The organism is Corynebacterium stercoris (genome assembly GCF_024160105.1).
Taxonomy (GTDB): Bacteria; Actinomycetota; Actinomycetes; order Mycobacteriales; family Mycobacteriaceae; genus Corynebacterium; species Corynebacterium stercoris.
This window is the reverse complement of sequence record NZ_JAMFTQ010000001.1, coordinates 350620-375623: the sequence shown is the minus strand read 5'-3', so window position 1 is coordinate 375623 and position 25004 is coordinate 350620. Positions and strand designations below refer to the sequence as shown.

Genomic DNA, 25004 nt, shown 5'->3' with positions numbered 1-25004 from the left:
TATGCCCTCTGGCCTGGCCCTATGGTGCGCCACCAGGGAATCGAACCCCGAACCCACTGATTAAGAGTCAGTTGCTCTGCCAATTGAGCTAGTGGCGCTTTTTACTTGTTCGTGCCCTGCTGGGCAACGAAAAAGAACTATAGCAGTCTCCTCCGCACGGGTGAAATCGCCTGCTCAGCGGGAGGAAATGCGATCCGCGGAGGGGTGCGGGGAGGCCTGCAACCGAACGTCGGAAAGCAGTGAAGCCCCGGCGGGAACCGGGGCTTCGACGCTGGGGTGGCTGACGGGACTCGAACCCGCGACACCTAGGATCACAACCTAGTGCTCTACCAGCTGAACTACAGCCACCATCGCTGCGAAAGCAGCGCGATCTACCTTAGTACGGCCCCTAAGCTTTACAAAAACCGCAGCTAGGGGCCGTGGTCGGCTACATGCCGCAGAGCTCGCGGGTGGCGTCGGAAAGCAAGGCGAGGCGCGCGTCGGCGGCCTCCCAATCAACGGTGTCCATGACCACCTCGAGGTAGCACTTGAGCTTGGGCTCGGTGCCGCTGGGGCGGATAATCACGCGGTCGTCGGCGCTGGTGCGGATGAGGATGCCGTTGGTGCCGGGCGTCTCTCCGTAACCGTCGTTGAGGTCGACGTATTCGGTGACGGGCGAGCCTGCGAGTGTTGCGGGGCGCTGGGCGCGCAAGCGCTGCATGGCTTCGGCTATCAGCGACAGGTCCTGCACGCGGAACGTCAGCGGCTGGGTGCGGTAGAGCCCGTACCCCGCGGCCAGGCGGTCGAAATGCTCGAGGACGCTGATGCCCTCGGCCTTGAGCTCGGCGACGATGGTCGCGGCGACGACGGCGGCGGAGATGCCGTCCTTGTCGCGCACGTGCGCCGGGTCGACGCAGTGGCCGATCGCCTCCTCGTAGCCGTACACAAGCTCCGGCGTGCGGCCGATCCACTTGAACCCGGTCAGCGTGGTGGCGTGGCGCAGGCCGTGCGCCTCGGCGATGCGCGAGAGCATGCGGCCGGACACGATCGAGCAGGCAGTGGTGCCTGACGACGCCCGGGACGCAGCCCACTCGCCAATCAACGCACCCGTTTCATCGCCGGAGAGCTTCAGCCAGCCGCCGCCGATATGGGTGCCGGCACTGGCGGTGTCGCGGGCGGGAACGGCGAGCGCGCAGCGGTCCGCGTCCGGGTCGAGCGCGATGATCACGTCGGCGCCCACGTCGTTCGCGGTGGCGACGGCGAGGTCGAGGGCACCGTCTTCCTCCGGGTTGGGGAAGGCGACCGTCGGAAAGTCCGGGTCCGGCGCCCATTGCTCGGACACCTCGACGATGTTGGTGAAGCCGGCGTCGGCAAGCGCCTGCTTCGCAAGCTCGCCGCCGACGCCGTGCATGGGGGTGAGCACGATGGTGATGTCGGTGGCCGGGCGGCCGAGGGCGCTCGCGGCGGCGAGGTACGCGGCGCTGGTGTCCACGCGCTCGATCTGCTCGTCCGTGCCCAGGGGCAGCTCGTCGGCGCCGGGGGCGGCGGCGATGGCGGCGGCGATTTCTTTGTCGGCGGGCGCGATGATCTGCACGCCCGCGGCGTCGCCGGTGGCTGCGCGGCCGCCGAGGTACACCTTGTAGCCGTTGTCCCACTTCGGGTTGTGGGACGCCGTGACCATGATGCCGGCGTCCGCGTCGAGGGCGCGCACGCTAAACGACGTCAGCGGTGTCGGGCGCCCCAGCGGCAGCAAAATCGCATGGCCGCCCGCACCCGCGACGACCTTGGCCGCCGCCTCTGCGAACTGGGCGGAGCCGTGGCGGGCGTCGCAGCCGATGACCACGCGCGGGCGCTCCACCTGCTTGGACAGCCACGCCACCAAGCCGGCGGTGGCGCGCATGACCACGGCCTGGTTCATGCGCGACTCGCCGAAGCCGATTTCGCCGCGCAGACCCGCGGTGCCGAACTCGAGCGGACCGTTGAACGCGGCACTGAGGGCTACCTCGTCCTTCGCCTCGATGGCCGCGGCGAGGGCCTCGCGGGTCGCCGGGTCCGGGTCGTGGGCGAGCCAGTCCTGGGCGATGTCCTGGAGCGCGGCCATTACTGCCACCCCTCCAGGATTGCCTCGGAGGTGGAGAGGCCGAGGCGGGATGCGCCGGCGTCGATCATTTCCTTCGCGGCAGCTGCGTCGCGGATGCCGCCGGAAGCCTTCACCCCGAGGGCATCGCCGACGGTTTCGCGCATCAGGCGCACTGCGTGGGCGGAGGCGCCGCCGGCCGGGTGGAAGCCGGTCGACGTCTTCACGTACTCGGCGCCGGCGTCGACGGAGGCTTTGCAGGCGGCGATGATTTCGTCGTCGGTAAGCACGGCGGACTCGATGATGACCTTGAGCAGCACGTCGCCGCACGCCTTCTTCACGGCGGCGATGTCGTCGCGCACGAGGTCCCAGTTGCCCTCCTTGGCGGCGCCGATGTTGATCACCATGTCAACCTCGTCTGCGCCGTTGGCCACGCAGTACGCGGCTTCGGCCGCCTTCGCCTCGGTGGGCACGGCGCCGGACGGGAAGCCGCACACCACGGCGACCTTGAGGTCCTCCGGGGTCTCGATCGGGAGCATGGACGGGGAGACGCACACCGAGAACGTGCCGAGGCGGGTGGCGTCCGCGATGAGCTTTTCGACGTCTGCGTGCGTGGCCTCAGGCTTCAGCAGGGTGTGGTCGATCAGCTGGGCGACATCGGTGCGGGAGAGGGAAGTCATAATGGGAATCTCCTTAGATAGTGGATGAGATGGTTTGTGCGGGGCGCTGCATGCGGGCGGTCAGTACCGCGTAGAGGGCGGTGCCGGCCGCCGCGATGAGCGCGAGGATGAGCATGACGACGGGGTAGCTGCCGGCGTTGGCGGGCAGGAAGCCGGGCGTCGCCAGGTTGAGGTCGACGAGCTTGGCGCTGTAGGCAATGCCGAGCGGGACCGCGACGTTGATGGTGAGGTTGTAGAAGCCGATGGCGATGCCGGACTTCGCCGGGGGGATATCCCCGATCGCGGTGGCCACGAGCGGGGCGTAGAGCAGCGCGAAGCCGCACGCGAACAGCAGCGAGGACACAACGAACACCCAGGGTCCGAGCTCCATGAAGAACGCGAGCATCAGCAGGGCGACGATCACGGAAGCCAGCGCGGTGAAGATCGCCGGGCGGCTAGGCAGGAACTGGCCGATCTTGCCGGACAAGATGCCCACCAGCACCGCACCGGTGTAGCCCGGGATGAGGAGCAGGGATGCGGTGTCCGCGGACAAGCCGTGCACCTCGCGGGCCATGGCCGGGAAGAGCACGAGGTAGCCGAGCTGCACCGAGTACACCACGAAGACCAGAATGAGCGCGGTGACGTAGGCGCGGTTCTGGAAGAATTCCGGGCTGACCAGCGGGCGGGCGCCGCGCTTGATGTGCGCGACGAATAGCGCGATGCCGACGACCAGCGGGATAAGCCACAGGAAATTGAACGCCTGCATGAACATGATGGCGCTGGTGGCCAGCACGGCGATGAGCAGCAGTCCGACCCAGTCGACGTGGCCGGCCTCGAGGCTTTCCTCTTCCGGCACCGTCTTCAGGATCACCGGCACGGCGACGATGAGGATGAGCGGGATGAGGAACATCGCGGTCCACGAGATGTGGGTGGCGATGTAGCCGGAGGTCAGCGCGCCGAACAGGGTCGCACCCTGGAACGCGGCGGTGGAGAAGCCCAGGTAGGTTTTCTGTTCCTGCTCGCTCAGGTGCTTCGTCACGTAGATGACGTAGAGCGTCTCTGCGGCGGCGAGGCCGGTGGTCTGGACGACACGGCCGATCAGCACCATGGACCACATGTTCTGGCCCACGTAGCCGATCACGGAACCGACCAGTGTCAGGGCGATGCCGACGAGCATGAGCTTGCGGATGCTCACGACGTCGGCAAGCGCGGCGTACACCACGGCGCCGATGCCGATGATCACGCCGGCGAGTGATGCCTGGAGGCTGACCTCGTTCAGGGTGAGGTTGAGCGCCTCACCCATCGAGTCGGTCATGAACTTGAAGCCGTTGTCCACGATCAGGGAGAAGACGAAGGTGAACAGGATGATGGGCACGGCCCGCTTGGGGTTGAGGCCACCGGCGGCAGGGTTAGCGGTTGTCATGGAAGCCCTTCTTTCGGCAAAAACGGCGGCGACTAGACGGCTGCCAACGGCAGCGCCAGTTCCATCATCCTGGTGAATGCGCTTTCGCGCTGCTCAGCGGTGGTCTTCTCGCCGGAGCCGATCACGTCGGAGACGGTGAAAATGCCGAGTGCGTCCACGCCAGCCTCGGCGGCGGTGGCGTAAAGGCCGGCGGATTCCATCTCCACGCCGAGGACGCCCATGCGCGTCCAGCGGTCGTTCGCGTCGTCCTGGAAGTTGTAGAAGATGTCGGAGGACAAGATGTTGCCCACGTGGATGTCCACGTTCTGCTTCTTGGACTCGAGGTAGGTGGCCTCCAGGAGCTTCCACGATGCCGTCGGGGCGTAGGTGCCCGGGAGATTGTACTGGGTGAGGAAGTTCGAGTCGGTCGAGGCGGAGGAAGCGACAATGATGTCGAAGAGCTTCAGGTCCTGCTGGAATCCGCCGCAGGAACCGACGCGGATCAGCTTCTTCGCGCCGAAGATGTGGATGAGCTCCCAAGCGTAGAGGCTAATGGAGGGCACGCCCATGCCGGAGCCCATGACGGACACCGGGTGGCCCTGGTAGGTGCCGGTGAAGCCGAGCATGTTTCGCACGGCGTTGAACTGCACGACGTCATCGAGGTAGGTCTCGGCGATGAATTTGGCGCGCAGCGGGTCGCCGGGCATGAGGACGGTTTCCGCGATCGGGCCGGTGGGGACGATGTGCGGGGTGGATGCTGTGGGGGTGTCGAGATGCAGGGCCATGGCGGCTGCGATCCTTCCTTGTGGGGGAGTAGGTGATCCACCTCCCACTCTAGGAAGAAAAGTAACACACGGCAATAGCGCAATTTACATTTGTGCAAAAGATTTGCTTTTGTCACACCTGCGCGGCCATGCGCTTGGCGTGCAACTCGAGCACGAGCTCGGCCGTTGGCTGGTCCACCACGAGATCGGTAGCAAGGCCCATCCACAGCGCGGTCTCAATCGCTTCCGCCTTGTACAGCCCGCCGGCCACCAGGAGGCGGCGCGGGCGGGTTCGCAGCTCGTCGAGCGAAATGCCGACGGTGAGGTCGTTGACGCGCGGGGCCGCAATCTCGCCGTCGTGCGTGAAAAAGCGCGAGCACGCGTCGCCCACCGCAACCCCGAGCAGTTCCTCCACCATGTCGTCGGAAAGGTAGCCCAGGTTCATCACCAGGCTCTCCTTCTTCGCCGAACCCACGGTGAACACCACGAGGTCGGTCTCGCGGCCGTGCTGCAGCACCTCGGCGATGTAGGAGTCCTGCTCGACGATCTGCTTTGTCTCCACCTTGTCGAAGATCACCGGCAGCGGCAGCATGCGCGCCGGGGCGTTGAACGCGTTGCAGAACTGGTGGATCGCGTCGAAATTGTGGGTGGTGACCCCCGAGCGGGAGGAACCGCCCTTGAGCTGCACCACTTCGCGGGCGCGGGTGGTGGTGGGGCGCAGGTGCTTAGCCACGCTGCGCAGCGTCTTACCCCAGGCGATGCCGATGGACATCCCGTCCTCAACGATCTCCTCGAGGTAGCGCGCGCCTGTGCGGCCGATCTCCTGGAGCACTGCCTGGGCTGCTTCGGTGCCGAAAAAGGAATCGTCGTTACGCGGGGGGTAGACCACGCGCGCACCCTGCAGGTTGAAACGGTCGATGAGTTGCGCGCTCAGGTCGGCGCCAGCCTCGCGCGGGTCGCGGATTTCAATGACCACGAACTCGCGGTCGCGGGCGAGCTGCAAGAGTTTCGCAACCGTCGGCCTGGACAGGCCCATGCGCGCAGCCACCTCGGCCTGGCTGAGGTCCTCGCGGTAGTAGAGCTTGGCGGCATCGAGCGCGTCAGCATCCCGTTGATCCATACGCGACATGCTAAAGCACTCAGGACCCTGTTCGCCTACCGAACGCTACTGCAAATATTTCCTGTAGCTGTCGTGCGCGGCGGCGGCCGCAGCGCGGGCGGTATCGCCGTCCGGGCCCGGCGCGGCGGTGAACACGGAGCGTCGGTAATAATCCAGCTCCTGGATGGATTCGACGATGTCGGCGAGCGCGCGGTGGCTCAGCCCCTTCTCCGGCTGGTTCTGGTACGCCTTGGGGAACCACCGGCGGGAGAGCTCCTTGATGGTGGAGACGTCGATCATCCGGTAGTGCAGCGCCGCGTCGAGGCGGGGCATGTGGGCGCGGATGAAGGCGCGGTCGGTGGCAATTGAGTTGCCGGCCAGCGGCGCGGGGTGCGCCGGGTCGCAGTGCTTGGCAATGAGCTCCAGCACCGCGTCCTCGGCCTCCTCGATGCTGACCGGCGAGGCCTTGATCTCTTCCAGCAGGCCGTTCGAGGTGTGCATCTCAGTGACAAACGCGTCCATCTCGCCGAGCTCGGCGTCGGTGGCGTGGACGACGAGATCGATGCCGTCGTCGAGAAGCGTGAGCTCCGCGTCCGTGACCAGCGCCGCAACCTCGACGATGACGTGGCGGGAGGGGTCGAGCCCCGTCATCTCCAGGTCGACCCAGACGATGCGGTTATCCTTCGCGGCGATCTCAAGCACGCTGTTCCTCTCCCATCTTTTCGTAGAACGATCCGATCAGCGGCGCGAGCGACCCTCGCGGGGCGTACGTGGACACCACATCCATCGCCTTCGACAGCGGCCCCGGCACGACGCGGCGCTTGTTCTTGCGCATCGCGCGCAGGGTGTCCTCGGCGCAGGACTCGTACGTTGTCCACAGGAAATCGGGCACAAGCTTATCGACGAACGTTTGCTCCTCCTCCGGAATTTCCGCCTCCCGCACCGGTCCCGGCGCGAGCAGGGTGCAGTGGACACCGAGGGGTTTCAGCTCGTAGTGCAGCGATTCCGTGAAGGTGTTCACGCCGGCCTTGGTGAACACGTAGGTGGCGTTGTTCGGGATCGGCGAGTTGCCCGCGGCGGAGCCGACGTTGCACAGCGCGCCGGAACCGCGCTCCACCATCTGGTCCAGCACCGCCTTGGTGATGCGGAACACCGCCGTGGCGTTGAGGTTGAACTGGTTGACCTCGTAGTCCCAGTCCGCGGTGATGAACGGCCCGAAGCTGGCGATGCCCGCCGAATTCACGCAGATAGATACAGTGCGATTCTCGATGTGCTCGATGAGCGCTGTGACATCGCGCTCCTTCGACAGGTCCGCGGCGAACACCTCGACGTTGACGCCGTGGGTTGCGGCGAGCTCGTCGGCGATGCGCATGAGCACGTCCTCGCGCCGGGCGACGAGGATCAGGTTGTGCCCGGCGGCGGCGAGCTTGCGGGCGATCGCCTCACCGATGCCCTGGCTCGCGCCCGTCACCAGGGCGTAGGCGCTTATCGACGGTTGGGGAAAAGCCATGGCCTCAAACTTACCCTGCCCCTAGCCGGCGGCGATCTCCTTGAGCGCGGCCACGTGCCCCTCGAAGGCGCGGGCCCCCTCGGCGGTCAGCGTGACCCACACCGTATCTTTGGCGCGGCTCGCGCCGTACTCGCGGAAGCGGGTGACGTAGCCGTGCTCCTCCAGGGCGGTCAGCTGCTTGGACAACGCAGAATCGGATAGGCCCACCGCGTCCTTGAGCGCCGCGAAGCGCATCTCCTGGCGGCCGGTCTGTGTTTCCACCGCCCCCGAGTGGAAGAGTGTCGCGCAGATCTGCAGCCGGCCGAGCGGGTGGATCACCGGGTCGATCGCGCTCATCGCGAGCCACCGTGCGGTTTGGTGTCGTGCCACATAGCAGCACCCATGACAATTGCGGCTACTGCGCCGGCCGCGAGCGCGATCGGCCAATTGCCGCGGGGGAGAATCGTGACAACGCTGAATGTCAGGATCGGTGCGAGGACGGCCAGCCAGTTGGAGCCGCCGGTGTCTTCCTGGACGGGCTGCTTGTAGCTCGCGCGGACTTTCCGGTTCCGGCCGTGCAGGAGAATGCCGGCCGCGATCACCACCGTGAGGACGAGCAGCAGGAACACCCAGTTGGTCTCCATCAGCGTCATCACCACGGCGGCGCCGAACAGCGCGCCGACGGCTGCGGTCGGCCACACCTCCGGGGTGCCGTCATCGTGCGTTTGGCGCTCGATCGCGTCGACGGCATCCAGCGCGGCGCGGGCTTCATCGCGTGAGATCTGGTTGCTTTCCATGGTGGAAAGTATACAAAAACCGCCCTCAGGGCTGTCAAGGGCCTTTGGGGGCGGGTTTCGTGTACGACGAGCGCTTAGCGGTCGATGTCGGTGCGGATCTGGTCCGGGGTATCGCCGTGCTCGCCGGTAGTCACGTCGTGCGGGCCGTCAACGGCATCTTGGTCGGCGGCGTCGAAGTCGCCGAACGAACCGTCGTCGTCAGGCTCGTTGCCAATGCGGCGGGTGGCCGCGTCCAGCAGGCGATCGGTTTCGCTGCCCGGCTCAACACCGTGGTTATCGGGGTTCGTCATGGCCACTTCTCCTCTGCCTCGGTTGCGCCTTCGCCGGTGATCTCGGCGTTGTTGTGGGTCTCGTCCGCGGAAGCCTCTTCCTGGATCTTGTGGGTGGCGTCCGGATCGCCCAGCTGGTCGATGCTGTCTTCGCTCTTCGGCGGGCGGCTGGTGTGCTCAGTCATGGGATTCCTCCTCGTGAGTTGTCGGGGTGTGGCCCCGAGGGTACCCACTTCTTCGATCTGGAGGAGGGAAACTGCGCTGACCTGGGAAAATCGTCGGCAAGAAAAAGCGCCCCCAGCAGGACTCGAACCCGCGACACACCGGGTAGAAGCCGGTTGCTCTAATCCACTGAGCTATGGAGGCAGTGGTGGCAATCCTAGCGCAGAGCCGGTTATGCCCTTAAACCGCGCGAAAGTAGGGTGAGGCGTATGGGAGAGGAAGTGCGCACCAAGGCAGCGGCGCGTCCGTCGTGGCCGTTCTACATCGCGGCGGTGCTGGTGGCGGCGGTGCTCGCCGGTGCGGTTGCGCAGAGCTTCGTCGGCGAGTCGCTCGCCGCGCTCGGCATCCCGGATCCGGGCCCCGCCACCACGTTCGGCCTTCCCGCGATGCGCGGCGCGGCGTGGATGCTCGCGGCGCTCGCGGTGGGCTCGTTCCTCTTTTCGGCGTTCTTGATCCCGCCGTCGGCACGCGGCGAGGATCTCAACGGCGCGGCGCTCACGGTGGACGGCATGGTTGCGTCGCGCACCGGTGCCTGGGCCTCGGCGGGGCTGGCGGTGATCGGCTTGGCGATGATCCCGCTCGTGCTTTCCGACGTCTCCGGCCAACCCTTGAGCACCGTATTCTTCTCCGTCGGTGCCTGGTCCACGGCGTTGAACCAGGTCAACGACGCGCAGGTGTGGCTGGTTGTCGCGGCGTTCGCGGCGGTGGTGGCGCTGTGCGGGTTGCTCGCCACGCACTGGTGGCCCCAGGTGGCGCTGCTCGGCGGCGCGGTGGTGACCGTCATGCCGCTGGGCCTGTCCGGCCACTCCGCCTCCGGCGGCAACCACGATTACGGCACGAACTCCTTCATCTGGCACCTGCTGTGCATGGTCCTGTGGGTCGGCGGGCTGATGGCGCTGGTGGCGCACGGCCGCCGGCTGGGCCCGCACATGGGGCAGGCTGCGCGGCGTTACTCCAACATCGCGCTCTTCGCGTTTGCGGGCATGCTGATTTCCGGCGTGGTCAACGCGGCGGTGCGCGTGCGTTTCGAGGACCTCACGCAGTACCACTACGGGTGGGTGCTCGTCGCCAAAGTGATCGGACTGCTGCTGCTCGGCGGCATCGGGTACTGGCACCGCCAGGTCACCATCCCGAAGCTTGCAACCCAGCCGCGCGCGTTCACCCGCCTCGCCGCCGGCGAAGTCATCCTCATGGCTGCCGTGGCCGGCCTCGCCGCCACGCTCGGGCGCACGCCGCCGCCCCCGCCGCGGGAGGTCAACCTCACCCAGATGCAGGTGCAGATGGGTTACAACCTCACCGAGCCGCTCACCTGGACGAACTGGGTGACGGAGTGGCGCTTCGAGTTGCTCTACAGCGTGATGGCGCTGCTCATGGCGGGCTACTACCTGCATCTCACGCGCCGCGTCGAGGGCTGGAAAACCTCGCGCACGGTGTGGTGGCTGATTGGCTGCGCCACGATCGTCGTCACGCTCAGTTCGGGCATTGGCATGCACATGCCCGCGTCCTACTCGGCGCACATGACGGTGCACATGATTCTGTCCATGGGTGTGCCGGTGGCGCTCGTGCTTGGCGCGCCGCTGACGCTGGTGCGCGAGGCGTACCCGGCGGGCGAGTTCAACCCGCGGATGTGGGCGGAGAGCTTCCAGCACTCCAGCTTCGTGCGGATTGTCACGTATCCGCCGGTCAGCCTCGTGCAGTTCCTGGTGTTCTTCTACGTCATGTACATGTTCATCCCGCTCTACGAGCTGTTGATTTCGGAGCACGCCGGCCACGTCATCATGAACGGCGTCTTCATGGCGTCCGGCTACTTCTACTTCTGGGAGCTCATCGGCCCGGACGAAATCCCGGGACGCTCGTCAGCCAAGGTCCGCCTGGCGTGGCTGTGGATCTCCATGCCGATCCACCTGTTCATGGGTGTCTACCTCATGCAGCTCAACATCGTGATGGCGGAGGATTTCTACACCACCCTCGCCCTGCCGTGGAACCCAGACCTGCTGGCCGATCAGAAGGTCGGCGGCGGCATCGCGTGGGCGTCCGGCTCCTTCCCGCTGGTCATCGTCTTCGGCGTGCTGTTCTGGCAGTGGCTCGCCGAGGACCGTGCCGAGTCCCGCGAAACCGACCGCATCGCGGAGGAGAACGACGACGAGGAGTGGCGACGCTACAACGAGATGCTCTCCTCCTACACCCGCCACTAGCTGCACGTTTTCAATAACCTGTGGATAGAAAAATCGCTATCCACAGGCTGTCGGCCCGCGCCCTTTCAAGCGTTTCGGTTCCGTGCGACTCTGCAGGTGCATCGAGCACACGCATGACGACGTTCGATTGCACCGCACATGCACACACCCAACCGAAAAGGATTTTTGAACCATGGGCGCTACCTACGTGACCATCCAGGGCAACCTGACCGAAGACCCGAGCTTCAACACCTACCCGCCGTCCGAAACCCAGCTAGCACGCTTCCGCCTGGCCGCGTCGCGGCGCTTCAAGACGGAGAGGAAAGCCCCCAACGGCGACCAAGTCTGGGATGACACCGACCACCTGTACATCGACGTGAAGTGCTGGGGGAAGCTGGCGAACAACTGCCGCATGTCGCTTCGCCGCGGCCACCCCGTGACCGTCACCGGCAAGCTGGTGACGGAATCGTGGCAGGAAACCATCTACGACAAGGAGGGCAAGGAGACCACGGCGATGCGCTCCAAGATTGTGATCATCGCTTCCCAGGTGGCCTTCAACCTGTCGAACTTCCAGGTCAACAGTGTGAAGACGGAGACGATGACGCACACGCTGCCCGGCTCGGAGGAGATGCAGGCGCACGACGCCGCCACCTTCGACTTCGAGGCGCAGCGCCGCGAGGAAGAGGAGCGCGAGCCGCTGATGGCGGGTGCGCCGTCGTTCGCGGACGACGCGACGCAGGGGGACGGGGGTGAGGAAGCGAACGCTTCAGTGCCGTTCTAGCCCGCGCTCCCGGCTGCGAATCGCGCCGCAGCCGGTGCAAGGGGCGTGATGTACCCTTTGGGAAAACTGTTCCACCACTTTCCAAAAGGGGATTTCACGTGGCTGAATTCATCTACACGATGAAAAACGTCCGTCGGGCTATCGGTGAGAAGGTCATCCTGGACAACGTCACCATGGCCTTCTACCCCGGCGCCAAGATCGGCGTCGTGGGCCCGAACGGCGCCGGTAAGTCGTCGCTGCTGAAGATCATGGCCGGCATCGACCAGCCGAACAACGGCGAGGCATTCCTTCAGCCGGGCGCGACGGTGGGCATCCTCCTGCAGGAGCCGCCGCTGAACGAGGACAAGACTGTCCGCGAGAACGTGGAAGAGGGCCTGGGCGAGATCTTCGCCAAGAAGCAGCGCTTCGAGGAGATCGCCGAGGAGATGGCCACCAACTACTCCGACGAGCTCATGGAAGAGATGGGCAAGCTGCAGGAGGAGCTCGACGCGGCCGACGCGTGGGAGGTCGACTCCAAGATCGAGCAGGCCATGGAGGCGCTGCGCTGCCCGCCGTCCGACGCGCCGGTAACCAACCTGTCGGGTGGTGAGAGGCGTCGAGTAGCACTGGCGAAGCTCCTGCTCTCTGAGCCGGACCTGCTGCTGCTCGACGAGCCCACCAACCACCTGGATGCGGAGAGCGTGCTGTGGCTGGAGAAGCACCTGCAGTCCTACCCGGGTGCCGTGCTGGCCATTACCCACGACCGCTACTTCCTGGACAATGTCGCGGAGTGGATCTGCGAGGTGGACCGCGGCAAGCTCTACCCGTACGAGGGCAACTACTCCACCTACCTGGAGAAGAAGGCCGAGCGCCTCGAGGTGGCCGGCAAAAAGGATCAGAAGCTGCAGAAGCGCCTGAAGAGCGAGCTGGAGTGGGTTCGTTCCTCGCCGAAGGCCCGCCAGGCCAAGAACAAGGCTCGCCTGGAGCGCTACGAAGAGATGGCGGCCGAGGCGGAGCAGTACCGCAAGCTGGACTTCGAGGAGATCCAGATCCCGACCCCGCCGCGCCTGGGCAACAAGGTCGTTGAGGTCAACGACCTGGACAAGGGCTTCGACGGCCGCGTGCTGATCAAGGATCTGTCGTTTACCCTGCCGCGCAACGGCATCGTCGGCGTCATCGGCCCGAACGGTGTGGGTAAGACCACCCTGTTCAAGACGATCGTGGGCCTGGAGGAGCCGGACGACGGCTCGGTGGATGTCGGTGAGACGGTGAAGCTGTCCTACGTGGACCAGAACCGCGCCAACATCGACCCGGAGAAGACGGTGTGGGAGGTCGTTTCCGACGGCCTGGACTACATCACCGTGGGCCAGAACGAGATGCCGTCGCGCGCGTACCTGTCCGCGTTCGGCTTCAAGGGCCCGGACCAGCAGAAGCCGTCGAAGGTGCTCTCCGGCGGTGAGCGCAACCGCCTGAACCTCGCGCTGACGCTGAAGCAGGGCGGCAACCTGATCCTGCTCGATGAGCCGACCAACGACCTCGACGTGGAAACCCTCGGTTCCCTGGAGAATGCTCTCCAGAAGTTCCCGGGCTGCGCCGTGGTAATCTCGCACGACCGCTGGTTCCTGGACCGCACCTGCACCCACATCCTGGCGTGGGAGGGCAACATCGAAGAAGGCAAGTGGTTCTGGTTCGAAGGCAACTTCGGCGACTACGAGAAGAACAAGGTGGAGCGTCTCGGCGAGGAGGCGGCGAAGCCGTCTCGCGTCACGCACCGCAAGCTGACCCGCTAGGCTTAACGAGCGAGTCAGTACAGCTTTCAAATGAAGGGGTTTTGCCATGGCTGACGCCGGTGCCGCCGAGAACATCCACATCCACCAGGTGCCGCTGCGCTGGGGCGATTTCGACCGCAACGGGCACGTCACCAACGCCGCCTACATCGAGATAGCCCAGGAGGCCCGCATCGCGTTCGCCCGCGAGTTCTTCTACGGCGACGGCAACGATTTCACCGTGTTCGTGCGCCGCATCGAGGCGGATTACGTCCGCCCGCTGCTGCCGAACACGGCGGTGGTCACGGTGGAGACGCACGTGGCGCGCGTGGGCAACACCTCCTTCACCACCCACCAGGACGTGAAGGATGAGCAGGGGCGCATCTGCTGCTCTATCGAGTGCGTGCAGGTGACGGTGGATACCGTCACAACCACCCCGCGCCAGATCACCCAAAAAGAGATCGGCATCCTCACCCGCGTCGCGGCGAGCAACGAGCAGTAGCCATCAGCGACATGGAGTGGCTCGAGGTCACCGAGGGAAGTAGGGGACTGCAGGCGCTGGTGGGCCGCGCGGTGGGGCTGGATCAGCTCGCCGCCGCGCGCTTCCAGCAGGTCGCGGGCGGGGGCGTGGACGTCTTCGTCACCACCCCCTTCGACTGCATCGCCGCGCGCCGGGTGGCAGGGCGCGCCTCCCGCGACGGTGCCGCGGTCTCCGCCGCCGAACTCCTCGCAGCACTGCAAGCGGGCACGCGCGACATCGGCCCGGCCCGCGACGCCTCCTGGCCGGGTGCCCTGCCCCCAGCCCAGGGTTTCACCGCGCGCGACACCGTGCCGGTGGCCGCCGCGCGCTCGCTTGCGGACGAAGGCAGAGCCCTTGCCAGGCAATTCTCCGGTCCCGCAGGTCCCCCGAAATCGTTGCTCGACGGCATCGTGCTCACCGCCGATGCCGATTCCGCGGACCCCGTGAAGATCCCGATGCGGATGATCTTCACGTGCACCGCGCTCGGGCTCATCCCCGGGTTCGAGGCCCCGGAGCACATCCCACGCCACCTGCGGGTGTCCACCGCGGGGCGCTGGGTGCGCCTCGACGCGCCCTTCGGCAGCGTCTACCGCAACGCGGGACTCGGGCTTTTGGTCTAGTTAATAGGCGCGCGGGCCCTGGTTGATCATCATGTATGCCACGCGCTGCATGTGGTTCCACAGCTGCGCGCGGTACAGCGGCGCGAGGTCCTCGTCGTCGAACTGCTCCAGCGAGCGACCCATGAGTTCCAGCCAGCGGTCTGCCTCCGGCTCGCCGATGGGGAAGGGTAAGTGGCGACGGCGCAGCATCGGGTTGCCGCGCTCGGCCTGGTAGGTGCGCGGCCCACCCCAGTACTGCTCCAGGAACCACCGCAGGCGGTCCTCCGCACCCTCCCAGTCATCGTCCGGGTACATCGGGCCGATCAGATCGTCCTGTTTGACCTGGTCGTAGAAACCCCTGACCAGTTTTCGGAAGAATTCGTCGCCTCCGACGGCGTCGAAAAGCGTCTGCTCCTGCGGGCTAGTCACGGTGTGCCTCCTCGGTCGGCTCGACGTTGATGATTTTGCGCGGCTCCAGGCCCGGCAGAATCACGCCGGCGGCCTGCAGCGCCTCGAGGACCTCCTCGTAGAGGTGGCGGCTCACGGCCCACTGCGCGCCGGGCATGGTCTTCACGCTGACGCGGTAGGTGAGGTGGTCCGGGGTGAAGCTGGACACGCCGAGCACCTCCGGCTGGCCGATGACGGAGGCGGCGATCTTCTCGTCGCGCACCGCGGCTGAGCACGCCCGCTCGATGACCTGCGCGGCGTCGGACGGGTCGCTGAGCAGGGAAATCGGTACTTCGAGGCGGGCAACGGAGTACACGTCGGACTGGTTGCCCACCTGCTCGATGTCGCCGTTGCGGATGTACCAGAGCGTGCCGTCGATGTCGCGCACCGTGGTGATGCGCATCGTCATATGCTCGACGGTGCCGGAGATGTCGCCGATCTGCACCGCGTCGCCGACGCCGTACTGGTTCTCAATCAGCATGAACATGCCGGAAAGGAAGTCCTTTACCAGCGACTGCGCGCCGAAGCCGACGGCCACGCCGACGACACCGGCAGACGCGACCAGCGGTGCGACGTTCACGCCGAGCTGGTCCAGGATCGCCATGGCGGCCCACACCCAGATCACAATCGCGACCGCGGAGCGCCCCACGTTAGCCAGCGTCCTGATGCGAGCCTGCCGGCGCTGCTCCTGGGCACGCGCCTGCGGGCTGTCGCCGTCCTCATCGTCCCCGCGGCGCAGCGCGATGGTGCCGCCCGGGTTGGCGATCGACCGCTTGGCGGCACGGTTGATGATGCGGTTGAGCACCATCTGGAGCACGATCGCGATGATCAGGATCAGCAGGATCCACAGGGGACGCTCGACGAAAATGTCGCGGGTCTGCGGGTCCTTGATCCAATCTTCGATGTCGTTGATCGCATCGGCGCCGGCGGCGGCCAGGGGAGTCAGCTGTGGGGTAAACATCGCTGCAGAGTCTACGCTGCGCCCCACTCGGCGGCCGAGCAGCGCCCGGCGCATATAAATCGGCGAGGATGCCCGCGAATGGACAGCTTGGTCTACTGTTGCCTCAACAGACGTGAACGCAGCAGATGACGAAAGGCGACAACGTTGACCAACGGTGCCACGGCCTCCGGGCCCTCCACGAACGCCATCCACGCAGGCTACGAGCCGGACAGCCTCTACGGGCCGATTAATACGCCGATCTACGCGTCCACCACCTTCGCCCAAGATGGTTTGGCGAAGCTGCGTGGCGGCTACGAGTACACCCGAGTAGGCAACCCGACCATCACCGCGCTGGAGAAGACGGTAGCCGGTCTCGAGGGCTCGGAGTACGCGGTGGCGTTCTCCTCCGGCATGGCGGCCGTGGACACGGTGTTGCGCATTCTGCTCAAGCCGGGCGATCACATCGTGATCAGCTCCGACGCCTACGGCGGCACCTACCGCCTGATCCAGCAGATCTTCACCCAGTGGGGTGTGGAAAACACTGTGGTGAACATGACGGATCCGCAGGAAGTCGCGGCCGCGGTGCAGCCGAACACCAAGGTGATCTGGGTGGAAACGCCGACGAACCCGTTGCTGGACATCGTCGACGTGGCCGCGATCGCCGCTATCAAGGGCGGGGCGACCCTGGTGGTGGACAACACGTTCGCGTCCCCCTACCTGCAGCAGCCGTTCACCCTCGGGGCCGACGTGGTGCTGCACTCCACCACGAAGTACATCGGCGGCCATTCCGACGTCATCGGCGGCGTCGTGTGCGGCAACGACCCGGAGTTCGAGGAGCACCTGCGCTTCTTCTTCGGCTGGGTGGGCGCTGTGCCGTCGCCGTTCGACGCCTACTTCACCGCCCGCGGCCTGAAGACGCTGCCGGTGCGCATGGAGCGCCACTGCGACAACGCGGAGGCAGTCGCCGAGTTCCTCTCCGGCCAGGATGCCGTGGCCCGCGTGTGCTACCCGGGCTTGCCGACGCACCCCGGGCACGACATCGCCAAGAAGCAAATGCGCCGCTTCGGCGGCATGGTCTCGGTGCTCATGCAGACGGAGGAGCAGGCAAAGGCGCTGTGCATGAACACCAAGCTGTTCTGCCTGGCGGAATCCCTCGGCGGCGTCGAGAGCCTCATCGAGCACCCCGCCACCATGACGCACCTCGCCGTGGTCGGCTCAGCCCTGGAGGTGCCGCGCGAGCTGGTGCGCATTTCGGTCGGCATCGAGGACGAGGCGGACCTCATCGCCGACCTCGAGCAGGCGCTCGCGCGGCTCTAAGCCCTAGCTCGCCGCGTCGACCTGGCGGTTGCGCACAGCCATGGCGACACGGTCCTGGCCCTCGGCCAGGATGCGGCGCAGGCCGGCCGGCACCGATTCGTCGTTCAGCAGGGCGTTCGCCTTATCGACGCCTGCTTCGGACACATCCCACAGCGGGTACATGCCCTCGAGGGTGCGCTGCGCCATCTCGTTGGTCAGGCGGTCCCACAGGCCCGGCGCGACGCGGAAGTATTCGTCGGACAGGCCTTCCAGCCCGGTGTGGTTGAAGGACAGGCCGTCCATGAGGTAGCGCGCCTCAAGGTTGGTGAGGTCCTCGTTCACCAGCTTGTCCCACGCCCAGCGCTTATCCACGGTCGCCCGGGCGCGGAGGCGCGAGATAGCGCCCTCGTTGGAATCGTCCTGCTCCTCGTCTGCCGCTGCAAGCGGCAGCTCACCGGCGGCGATGAGGCTGGTCAGCGCGAGCCAGCGCACCTCCTGGTTGGACGCCGGCGCGGTTTCCAGCAGCTTCTTGAGGTAGGCCACGGTTTCCTCGTTCGGGGTCACGCGGGCCAGGGCGCGGTCGAAGATCGATGCCGGCTCCGCGCCGCGGTAGGCCTCGTTGAGCAGATCGAAGCCCTCGCCCTGCCACGCCGGGTCCACGAAGTGCTTGACGGCCTGGATTGCCTGGTGCAGCACGCGCTCCTGCACGCTCGGGTGGGTCTCGTACGGCGCGAACCGCGCTACGAGCTGCACGAACTTGCGGGCCGGCAGCAGGCCGTCGCGGGTGGCTTCCCACATGGCGGACCAGCACACGGTGCGCGCGAGCGGGTCCTCGATCTCGCCCAGGTGCTCGAGCACGAATTCCTGGTGCTCGGGAGTCAGGCCCATCTTGCAGTAGGTGAGGTCCTCGTCGTTGACCAGCGCAAGGTCGTGCTCGATGCCGGCCAGCTCCGGGATCTCGGTGCGCTCGCCCTCGATGTCGACGCGCACTGCGTGGGTGCGCTGCACACGACCGTCGATAAGCGAGTACAGCCCCACGCCCACGCGGTGCGTGCGAATGGTGTCCGCCTCTTGGACCACGGTGAAGCTGGTGTCGGTGACCTCCGGGTACAGGCGGGAGACGCCGGTGGTGCGCAGCCACTGGTCGGCCCAGTCGGAGAGGTCGCGGCCGGAGGCCTCTTCGAGCGCACCGAGGAGGTCGTCGAACGTCGCATTGCCGTAGGCGTGGTTGTCGAAGTGCTTGCGCACGCCGGCGAAGAACTCGTCGTAGCCCACGTAGGCCTGCAGCTGCTTGAGCACGCTGGCGCCCTTGGCGTAAGTGATGCCGTCGAAGTTCTGCTCCGCGGTCTCAATGTCCGGCGCGTCCGCGGCGATCGGGTGGGTGGACGGCAGCTGGTCCTGGCTGTAGGCCCACGCCTTCTCAATTGCGGCGAAGGTCACCCACGCATCCGGGTACTCGCCGATGCCCGTCTGCGCAGTGGCGGCGGACCAGGTGGCGAAGGACTCGTTGAGCCACAGATCATCCCACCACTGCATGGTCACCAGGTCACCGAACCACATGTGCGCCATCTCGTGGAGGATCGTGTCGTTGCGGCGCTCGACGCGGTGCGGCGTCGGCTCGGAGGTGAAGATGTACTCGTCGCGGTAGGTCACCGCGCCGACGTGCTCCATGGCACCCATGTTGTACTCGGGGCAGAAGATCTGGTCGTACTTGTCGCCGAAGGGGTAGGAGCGGCCGAAGTTGGCGTGGTAGAAGTCGAAGCCGTCCTTCGTCTGCTGGAACAGGCGCTGCGCATCCATGTGCTCGATGAGGGAGGCGCGGGCGTAGAGGCCCAGCTGGATCTCGCGGCCGTCCTGCTCATCCACGTACGTGTCGGTGACGTGCTCGTACTCGCCGGACACAATCGCAATGAGGTAGGTAGACAGCGGATACGTGATCTCGGTGGACCAGGTGTTGCCCTCGCGGACAGCCGCTTCGTTGAGCACCACGGTGTAGGACTCCGGCGCGGTGACGTGCACGCTGTAGGTGGCCTTCAGATCCGGCTGGTCGAAGCAGCCGAACACCTTCATCGCCATTGCCGGCTCGAACTGGGTGTACAGGTAGTCCTTGCCGTCCTTGGGGTCGGTGAACTTGTGCAGGCCCTCACCAGTGCGGTTGTAGGTGATGGTGGCGTCCACCACCAGTTCGTGGCGGCCCTCGGTGAGCGGGAGGGTGCGGCCGTCGGTCGGCTGGCCGTCGAGGGTGGCCGAGAACTCGTCCGCCACCAGGTCGAAGAAGGTCTCGCCTGCCTTGGAATCGAAGGTGACCACGGTGTGCGACGTGAACTGCTCGCGGCCGTTGACGTCGACGTGAATGTCGTAGTGGACGTTATCGATCAGCTGCTTGCGCGCCTGTGCGTCGGCGCGTGTGAGGTTCGTCTTCATGCGGACCAACATACCTGCGCCGCCGCCCACGCCCGCGCAGTGTGTCTACAGTGGGGCGCATGCAAAACGTGACCTTTTACTTCGACGTTTCCTGCCCCTTCTGCTGGCAGACTTCCCGCTGGATGAAGGAAGTTGAGCAGGTCCGCGACGTGGCCGTGGACTGGGTTCCCATGAGCCTTGCCGTGCTGAACGACGGTCGGGATTTGCCCGCCGACTACATGAAGATGATGGAGGCGAACTGGGGCCCGGCACGGGTATTCGCCAAAGTGAAGGCGGAAGCGCCGGAGAAGATCGATGAGCTCTACACCGTGATGGGCGAGATGGTGCACCCCGGTGGCGAAGGCGGGAAGCAGGGATACGGGGCGTACGACGAGGTCATTGCCGCCGCACTCGAGAAGGTCGGCCTGCCGGCGAACTACGCCGAGGTGGCGAACACCGAGGACGCCGATGATCTGCTGCGCGGTTTTCACGCCCGCGCGATGGAGGCGGTGGGAGACGACGTGGGTACTCCGGTGGTGCAGCTCGGCGACACCGCGTTCTTCGGCCCTGTGATCACCCGCGTGCCACGCGGCGAGGAGGCAGGCGAGCTGTTCGATGCGTCGGTCAAGCTGGCCTCCTTCCCGTACTTCTTCGAGCTCAAACGCTCCCGCACCGAGGGCCCGCAGGTCCAGGAGTCCTAAACTCGCCGCCGGGTAGCATGGGCACCATGCGTATTTACCTAGGTGCAGACCACGCCGGATTCGAGCGGAAGAACCAGATCAAGGCCCACCTTGAGGCCAAGGGCTTCGAGGTCACCGACTGCGGTGCCCACGAGTACGATGCCGCGGATGATTACCCGGCATTCTGCATCGCCACAGCTGAGGCTGTCGTCGCAGATCCGGGCTCCCTGGGCATCGTGCTCGGCGGCTCCGGTAACGGCGAGCAGATCGCCGCGAACAAGGTGAAGGGTGCGCGCTGCGCTCTCGCCTGGTCCGTCGAGACCGCGAAGCTCGCCCGCGAGCACAACAACGCGCAGCTCATCGGCATCGGCGGCCGGATGCACTCCGAGGAGGAGGCGCTGGCTATCGTCGACGCCTTCGTGACCCAGCCGTGGAGCGAGGAGGAGCGCCACCAGCGCCGCATCGATATCCTCGCCGAGTACGAGCGCACCGGTGAAGCCCCTGAGGTGCCGGGCGCGTAACGACGCCTGAGATTTACGATTACGTTCGTAAAGTCCTCGTGTTTCGCGAAGATTTACGACTATGATCGTAAATCGTGCAACTTTTTCCCCGCCCGCAGTACTTGGACGAGCTCACCGCAGTCGACAGCCCTGACCTAGTGCGCCTGATTACGGGCGTGCGGCGCAGCGGCAAGTCGACGTTGCTCCAGCTCTACCGCAAGCACCTCGTGGATCGTGGAGTTGATCCTGCCGCGATCCTCACCATCAATTTCGAGGATTTGGCCTTCGATCCGTTGCGTGATGCGCACGTCTTCCACGAGCACGTGCGGGACGCGGTAACCGGGGGTGTGACCCACCTGCACGTGGATGAGGTGCAGGAGCTCGACCAATGGGCGAGAGTGATCAATTCTCTGAGAGCATCGCAGGACTTGGAGATCTGCGTCACGGGATCCAACGCCTCCATGTTCGCGGGAGAGGGGCTGACCTATTTGGCTGGCCGCTACGTCTCGATCGAGGTGTTTCCGCTTTCCCTCGAGGAATACCGGCATTTCACCGCCACGCCGGAAACAGAGCACGTTGAAACGTCTTACCAGCAGTGGATGGTCACGGGCGGTTTTGCGCGCAGCGTTTTGGCACCGTCTCCCGAGCTGACGAGGCAGCTCAACCGCGATCTCTTCGACTCAATCTTCACGAGGGACATCGCCCTGCGCGGCGATGTCCGCGATACTGCCGTATTCCTTAAGGTGGCTTCTTTTGTTCTGGATAACGCCGGCTCACCGTTGTCTGCGAACAAGATTGCCAACACGCTGAAATCCACCGGCACCCCCGTAAGTACCGACACCGTTGACCGCTATCTTAAGTTGATGGCCGACGCGCACCTCATCTACCCGTGCCATCGCTACGACACCCGCGGCCGAGGTTGGTTGAAGTCGACACCGAAGTATTACTGGGTGGATGCGGGTCTGCGCGACGCGCTCACTGGCCGGCGAAATTCCAACACCGGGCACGATCTTGAGAACCAGGTGTATCTCGAGCTACTTCGCCAGCGCTACGAGGTTTTCACCGGGGTAGGTTCCGGCGGCGAGATCGACTTCTTTGCCCGCCGAGACGACACCGAGCTCTTCATTCAGGTCGCGCTCACGGCGCTCGACGAGCGGGTGCTTGAACGCGAGCTCTCCTCGTTCAGAGGCCTGCCGCCGGGTGCGCGCTGCGTGCTACTCACCGGGGACCGGCTCCCGCTCGCAACAGGTCATGTGGAGCAGATCAACGCTTTCGATTTCCTGGCGCGCCGGGCGGCGCTGTAACTACCAGCCGGCGAAGTAGCGCTCGAGCTGCAGCGGCCCCGTGACCGGAGTGAGCCCGATGTCCTCAGGGCGCGCCGCGGCGGGTTCCAGTGCGAGCGCGGCGGCGCGTCGGGTGCGCAGCATGGTGCCGTCGGGGCACAGCACGTGCTCGGCGGCGAGTAGCACACTCATGTCCTGCGGGGCCCACGCGGCGCCGATCGCGACGTGGACGCGCGCGTCAACCGGCTCGGTGCCCACCCGCGGGTCGGCGCTGAAGAGCTCCGGTACCTCGGCCACCTGCACGTGGGCGCCGACTTTCAACCACTCGGCGACGATGAATTCGAGCACGCCCTCGCCCCCCAGCTCCGGCACGGCAACGGTCATGTCGAAGTCCGGGAAGATCACACTCTCCGGGCGCGCGAGCGGGTGCGAGATGCGCCGCGCCAGCGCCAGCGATTCGGCGTTCTTCACCCGGATGCGCTGCGAGGGATCGTCGAAACGCGAGCCGAAGTCCTCCTCGGGGTGCACCGCGACCGCCGCGGGCTCGTGCACGAGCGTCGCGCCCGAATTCCACGCGCGGAAGCCGAATTCCCAATCCTCCCCGCCGTAGCCGATGAAGGTGCCGTCGAAGCCGCCGACCTCGTCGAAGAACTCCTTGCTGCAGGTCAGCACGGCAGAGATGACATAGCGCCACGACGTGTGGTCGGCGGTGCGGAGGTTGTCGGTTGCGTCCCAGGCGTCGGCAAGCCACTGCGGCTCAGTGCGATCGGCGCCTGTGAGACGCGCGCCCACGACCACGGCGCGGTGGTCGCCGACAACGTGCGGCACCACGGCCGAGAGGTAGCCGGGCTCCGGCACGGTATCGGCATCGAGGAATGCGAGCACGTCGCCGGTCGCGGCGGCGGCACCCAGATTGCGGGCGGCAGCCGCGCGAAAGCCCAGGTCCTCCTGCTGTACCAGGCGCACGCCGGGGATTTGGGGCAGTGCCTCGGAGCCGTCGTCGGCGACGATGATCTCCACCTCGCCCGCGTAGTCCTGCGCGCGTACTGCCTCCACGACCCGCGCCAGCGAATCGGGCGCGTTGTAGTGGGGGATCACCACGCTTACTCGAGGCCAGCTGAATGCCATGCGTCCTCCCAGGCGGTTGCGACATCGGCCCAGCCGTAGCGCGGCGGGTCCAGAACTTCGGGTTGGAATGCATCGACGGCGTCGCGCCACGAGCCGCTCACCCGGGTGATGCGGCCCGGCAGCCACGCGTCGATTTCGCGCGTGTAGTCCGAATCCGTGGCCAGCACGGTGCGCCCGGCACCGAGCCACGTCATCAGCGAACCGGAGGCGGAGAAGTGCCGGTGCGCGCACACCGGGATCTCGATGCGGCCCATCTCGGCGGCGAGCTCGTCATCGCTCAGCCACCCCGTGATCTCCGCGTGCCGGGCGAGCTCTTCCGCCCACGCTTCGTGGCCCTTGGACACCGCGCCGAGGAAGCGCAGCCGGTACCCGCTGCCGTCCAGCGCAGCGATGAGGTACTCGTGGCCTTTGCCGGGGTAGAGGTAGCCGAGCACGCCCACGGTGCCGGGCTCCGGATCGAACTCGGAGTGCACCTGAGGGATCGGCAGACGGATCACGCTGCTCGGCGCGTCGAAAAAGCGCGCCTCGTGCTCGGAGTTCGTCCCCACCACGTCGGCGGCCGCGGCAAGGCGCTGGTAAGCGGCAGCTCGCCTAGCGAAACGCTCCGCACCCTCCTCGGGCTGCGGCACGTCGTGGAAACTCACCGACAGCGGGCGCTCACCCACCCGGGCAAGGAGCGTCTCGACGGCTGCGTCCGGGCCCGCCCCGAAGAGATGGTCGGTGAACGCGACGTGGATCGGCCCATCCGGCAGCGGGGCCTCGGTGAAGGTCTCTTCGCGGACGATGTCAACGGTGCCGAGGGCATCGGCGAGCTGCAGTGCGTAGGCGGTCACGCCGTGGGCGGCGGGGCCGACGATGAGGTGGATCATGGGCGCGCCTCCAAAAGTCCCAGGTTGGCGATGCGCTCGGCGTGGCGGACCAGCCCGTGCTCCACCACGCTGGGGCGCCGGCGGTAGTACTCGAGCTGTGCGCTGGCGATCTCGAAAGCGTCGATACGCCCCGTGCTCCTGTCGCGCCATTCGTCGCGGCCGGTGACGGCGACCCCGAGTGCGGCGGCGGAGGGGGCGTTGATGGGCGCATCGAGCTGGCCCAGCATCTCGTAATCCGGCAACAGCGGGTCGGCGCTGATGCCCAGCTCGCGCAGCACGCGGGTGGCCAGCACCGCCAACGAGGCGTTGTCCGGGTGGTTCACCGTGTGCCACACCGGCGACGTGGCCAGGTAATCCGAGATCACCACCGAGCCGTGGGCGTGCTCGCGGATGCTGATCTGCTCCACGCTCATCGCGGCGGCGCGGCGAAGTGCCTCGGGTGAGGGCTCCGGGTTGGCCGGGTTGTCGAGCCCGCGGGCCGCGGCCGCGAGGATTCGCAGGTCGTGGTAGGGAACCACGGGCGGGTTCTCGGACGTGTTTTCCGGATTGCGGATGATCGCCTGGTAGGGCATGAGGCCGTCGAAGCGCATCACCGGCACCACGACGTGGCGTGCGCCGCGAGGCAGGTGGGCGAGCATTTGCGACGTGCCGACGGGCACCCCGCGGTAATCGTCGCGGATCGGCTGCGTCACCAACACATCGGTGCGCGCGAGCAGCTCGGTGAACCAGCCGAGGTCCTCCGGCTCGATTTCATGCACCGGTTTGATGCGCTCGGACTCGAACTCTCCGGTGGACATGAGGAGCCGCCGGGTGGATTCGGCCTGGCAATTGCCGACGACTGTAAGCACGGGCATGCGCCCACAGTAGCAACGGTGTGGGCGC

26 protein-coding genes and 3 tRNA genes are annotated in these 25004 nt (G+C 66.2%); 9 read left to right on the top strand and 20 right to left on the bottom strand.

The window, feature by feature from the left end; translation table 11 throughout:
* Window positions 1–22 precede the first annotated feature (22 nt).
* From M5J20_RS01840 to M5J20_RS01775, 14 genes are all read right to left on the bottom strand, one after another.
* Window positions 23–98 (bottom strand) — tRNA-Lys (locus M5J20_RS01840).
* A gap of 174 nt (window positions 99–272) precedes the next feature.
* Window positions 273–348: transfer RNA gene (locus M5J20_RS01835), tRNA-His, on the bottom strand.
* Between the two features lie 79 nt (window positions 349–427).
* Window positions 428–2080: a phospho-sugar mutase gene (locus M5J20_RS01830; protein WP_253575758.1), complete on the bottom strand. Its 1653-nt coding sequence runs from the start codon at window positions 2078–2080 to the stop codon at window positions 428–430.
* Complete coding sequence (deoC, locus tag M5J20_RS01825) at window positions 2080–2736, bottom strand: deoxyribose-phosphate aldolase (RefSeq protein WP_253575756.1); 657 nt, start codon at window positions 2734–2736, stop codon at window positions 2080–2082. The genes M5J20_RS01830 and deoC overlap by 1 nt, the downstream gene beginning before the upstream one ends.
* 13 nt (window positions 2737–2749) lie before the next feature.
* Window positions 2750–4138: an MFS transporter gene (locus M5J20_RS01820; RefSeq protein ID WP_253575754.1), complete on the bottom strand. Its 1389-nt coding sequence runs from the start codon at window positions 4136–4138 to the stop codon at window positions 2750–2752.
* Between the two features lie 32 nt (window positions 4139–4170).
* The gene (deoD, locus tag M5J20_RS01815; protein ID WP_253575752.1) at window positions 4171–4902 is read right to left on the bottom strand and encodes a purine-nucleoside phosphorylase; all 732 of its coding nucleotides are present in this window, start codon (window positions 4900–4902) and stop codon (window positions 4171–4173) included.
* A gap of 112 nt (window positions 4903–5014) precedes the next feature.
* Window positions 5015–6001 carry a sugar-binding transcriptional regulator gene (locus M5J20_RS01810; RefSeq protein WP_253575751.1) on the bottom strand — a complete coding sequence of 329 codons (987 nt, stop codon included), beginning with the start codon at window positions 5999–6001 and terminating at the stop codon, window positions 5015–5017.
* Between the two features lie 45 nt (window positions 6002–6046).
* Window positions 6047–6682 (bottom strand): oligoribonuclease, encoded by a 636-nt coding sequence (gene orn / locus M5J20_RS01805; protein WP_367614839.1) that lies wholly within the window; start codon window positions 6680–6682, stop codon window positions 6047–6049.
* Window positions 6675–7490, bottom strand: a complete 816-nt coding sequence (cmrA, locus tag M5J20_RS01800) for a mycolate reductase (protein WP_253575749.1) — start codon at window positions 7488–7490, stop codon at window positions 6675–6677. Before cmrA ends, orn begins: the two co-directional genes overlap by 8 nt.
* Before the next feature lie 21 nt (window positions 7491–7511).
* The gene (locus M5J20_RS01795) at window positions 7512–7826 is read right to left on the bottom strand and encodes a transcriptional regulator (RefSeq protein ID WP_253575747.1); all 315 of its coding nucleotides are present in this window, start codon (window positions 7824–7826) and stop codon (window positions 7512–7514) included.
* Window positions 7823–8266, bottom strand: coding sequence for a hypothetical protein (locus M5J20_RS01790; protein ID WP_253575745.1), 444 nt, complete (start codon window positions 8264–8266; stop codon window positions 7823–7825). Before M5J20_RS01790 ends, M5J20_RS01795 begins: the two co-directional genes overlap by 4 nt.
* A gap of 74 nt (window positions 8267–8340) precedes the next feature.
* Window positions 8341–8556: a hypothetical protein gene (locus M5J20_RS01785; protein ID WP_253575744.1), complete on the bottom strand. Its 216-nt coding sequence runs from the start codon at window positions 8554–8556 to the stop codon at window positions 8341–8343.
* Window positions 8553–8720 carry a hypothetical protein gene (locus tag M5J20_RS01780; RefSeq protein WP_253575742.1) on the bottom strand — a complete coding sequence of 56 codons (168 nt, stop codon included), beginning with the start codon at window positions 8718–8720 and terminating at the stop codon, window positions 8553–8555. The genes M5J20_RS01785 and M5J20_RS01780 overlap by 4 nt, the downstream gene beginning before the upstream one ends.
* 107 nt (window positions 8721–8827) lie before the next feature.
* A tRNA-Arg gene (locus tag M5J20_RS01775) sits at window positions 8828–8901 on the bottom strand.
* A gap of 65 nt (window positions 8902–8966) precedes the next feature.
* Between M5J20_RS01775 and M5J20_RS01770 the strand changes: the two genes are divergently transcribed.
* From M5J20_RS01770 to M5J20_RS01750, 5 genes are all read left to right on the top strand, one after another.
* The gene (locus M5J20_RS01770; RefSeq protein WP_253575740.1) at window positions 8967–10952 is read left to right on the top strand and encodes a bifunctional copper resistance protein CopD/cytochrome c oxidase assembly protein; all 1986 of its coding nucleotides are present in this window, start codon (window positions 8967–8969) and stop codon (window positions 10950–10952) included.
* Window positions 10953–11124: 172 nt separating this feature from the next.
* The gene (locus M5J20_RS01765; protein ID WP_253575738.1) at window positions 11125–11712 is read left to right on the top strand and encodes a single-stranded DNA-binding protein; all 588 of its coding nucleotides are present in this window, start codon (window positions 11125–11127) and stop codon (window positions 11710–11712) included.
* Between the two features lie 98 nt (window positions 11713–11810).
* Complete coding sequence (gene ettA / locus M5J20_RS01760) at window positions 11811–13481, top strand: energy-dependent translational throttle protein EttA (protein WP_253575737.1); 1671 nt, start codon at window positions 11811–11813, stop codon at window positions 13479–13481.
* A gap of 46 nt (window positions 13482–13527) precedes the next feature.
* Window positions 13528–13959: an acyl-CoA thioesterase gene (locus tag M5J20_RS01755; RefSeq protein WP_253575735.1), complete on the top strand. Its 432-nt coding sequence runs from the start codon at window positions 13528–13530 to the stop codon at window positions 13957–13959.
* An 11-nt stretch (window positions 13960–13970) separates the two neighbouring features.
* Window positions 13971–14597, top strand: a complete 627-nt coding sequence (locus tag M5J20_RS01750; protein ID WP_253575733.1) for a DUF8185 domain-containing protein — start codon at window positions 13971–13973, stop codon at window positions 14595–14597.
* Here the strand turns inward: M5J20_RS01750 and M5J20_RS01745 are convergent, their stop codons facing one another.
* Complete coding sequence (locus tag M5J20_RS01745) at window positions 14598–15005, bottom strand: globin (protein ID WP_253575731.1); 408 nt, start codon at window positions 15003–15005, stop codon at window positions 14598–14600.
* Window positions 14998–15984 (bottom strand): mechanosensitive ion channel family protein, encoded by a 987-nt coding sequence (locus M5J20_RS01740; protein WP_253575729.1) that lies wholly within the window; start codon window positions 15982–15984, stop codon window positions 14998–15000. The genes M5J20_RS01745 and M5J20_RS01740 overlap by 8 nt, the downstream gene beginning before the upstream one ends.
* 144 nt (window positions 15985–16128) lie before the next feature.
* On the opposite strand from M5J20_RS01740, the gene M5J20_RS01735 reads away from it, so the two are divergent.
* A complete protein-coding gene (locus tag M5J20_RS01735; RefSeq protein ID WP_253575727.1) occupies window positions 16129–17280 on the top strand; it encodes a cystathionine gamma-synthase in 1152 nt (383 codons plus the stop codon).
* Between the two features lie 3 nt (window positions 17281–17283).
* On the opposite strand, the gene pepN is transcribed toward M5J20_RS01735, so the two are convergent.
* A complete protein-coding gene (gene pepN, locus M5J20_RS01730) occupies window positions 17284–19683 on the bottom strand; it encodes an aminopeptidase N (RefSeq protein WP_253575725.1) in 2400 nt (799 codons plus the stop codon).
* Between the two features lie 59 nt (window positions 19684–19742).
* Here pepN and M5J20_RS01725 point away from each other — a divergent pair, with 59 nt between their 5' ends.
* The 3 genes from M5J20_RS01725 to M5J20_RS01715 all read left to right on the top strand — a co-directional run bounded on the left by M5J20_RS01725 (window position 19743) and on the right by M5J20_RS01715 (window position 22146).
* Window positions 19743–20363, top strand: coding sequence for a mycothiol-dependent nitroreductase Rv2466c family protein (locus M5J20_RS01725; protein ID WP_253575723.1), 621 nt, complete (start codon window positions 19743–19745; stop codon window positions 20361–20363).
* 26 nt (window positions 20364–20389) lie between these two features.
* Window positions 20390–20863: a ribose-5-phosphate isomerase gene (locus M5J20_RS01720; protein WP_253575721.1), complete on the top strand. Its 474-nt coding sequence runs from the start codon at window positions 20390–20392 to the stop codon at window positions 20861–20863.
* A 137-nt stretch (window positions 20864–21000) separates the two neighbouring features.
* A complete protein-coding gene (locus M5J20_RS01715) occupies window positions 21001–22146 on the top strand; it encodes an ATP-binding protein (protein WP_253575719.1) in 1146 nt (381 codons plus the stop codon).
* Here M5J20_RS01715 and M5J20_RS01710 read toward each other — a convergent pair whose 3' ends face one another.
* Genes M5J20_RS01710 through M5J20_RS01700 form a run of 3 tightly spaced genes read right to left on the bottom strand, consistent with a single transcriptional unit; the run spans window position 22147 to window position 24976 of the window.
* Window positions 22147–23253: a glycosyltransferase family 2 protein gene (locus M5J20_RS01710; RefSeq protein WP_253575717.1), complete on the bottom strand. Its 1107-nt coding sequence runs from the start codon at window positions 23251–23253 to the stop codon at window positions 22147–22149. It lies immediately after the preceding gene.
* The gene (locus tag M5J20_RS01705) at window positions 23229–24122 is read right to left on the bottom strand and encodes a glycosyltransferase family protein (protein WP_253575715.1); all 894 of its coding nucleotides are present in this window, start codon (window positions 24120–24122) and stop codon (window positions 23229–23231) included. Before M5J20_RS01705 ends, M5J20_RS01710 begins: the two co-directional genes overlap by 25 nt.
* Window positions 24119–24976 (bottom strand): WcbI family polysaccharide biosynthesis putative acetyltransferase, encoded by an 858-nt coding sequence (locus M5J20_RS01700; RefSeq protein ID WP_253575713.1) that lies wholly within the window; start codon window positions 24974–24976, stop codon window positions 24119–24121. Before M5J20_RS01700 ends, M5J20_RS01705 begins: the two co-directional genes overlap by 4 nt.
* Between the last annotated feature and the right edge of the window lie 28 nt (window positions 24977–25004).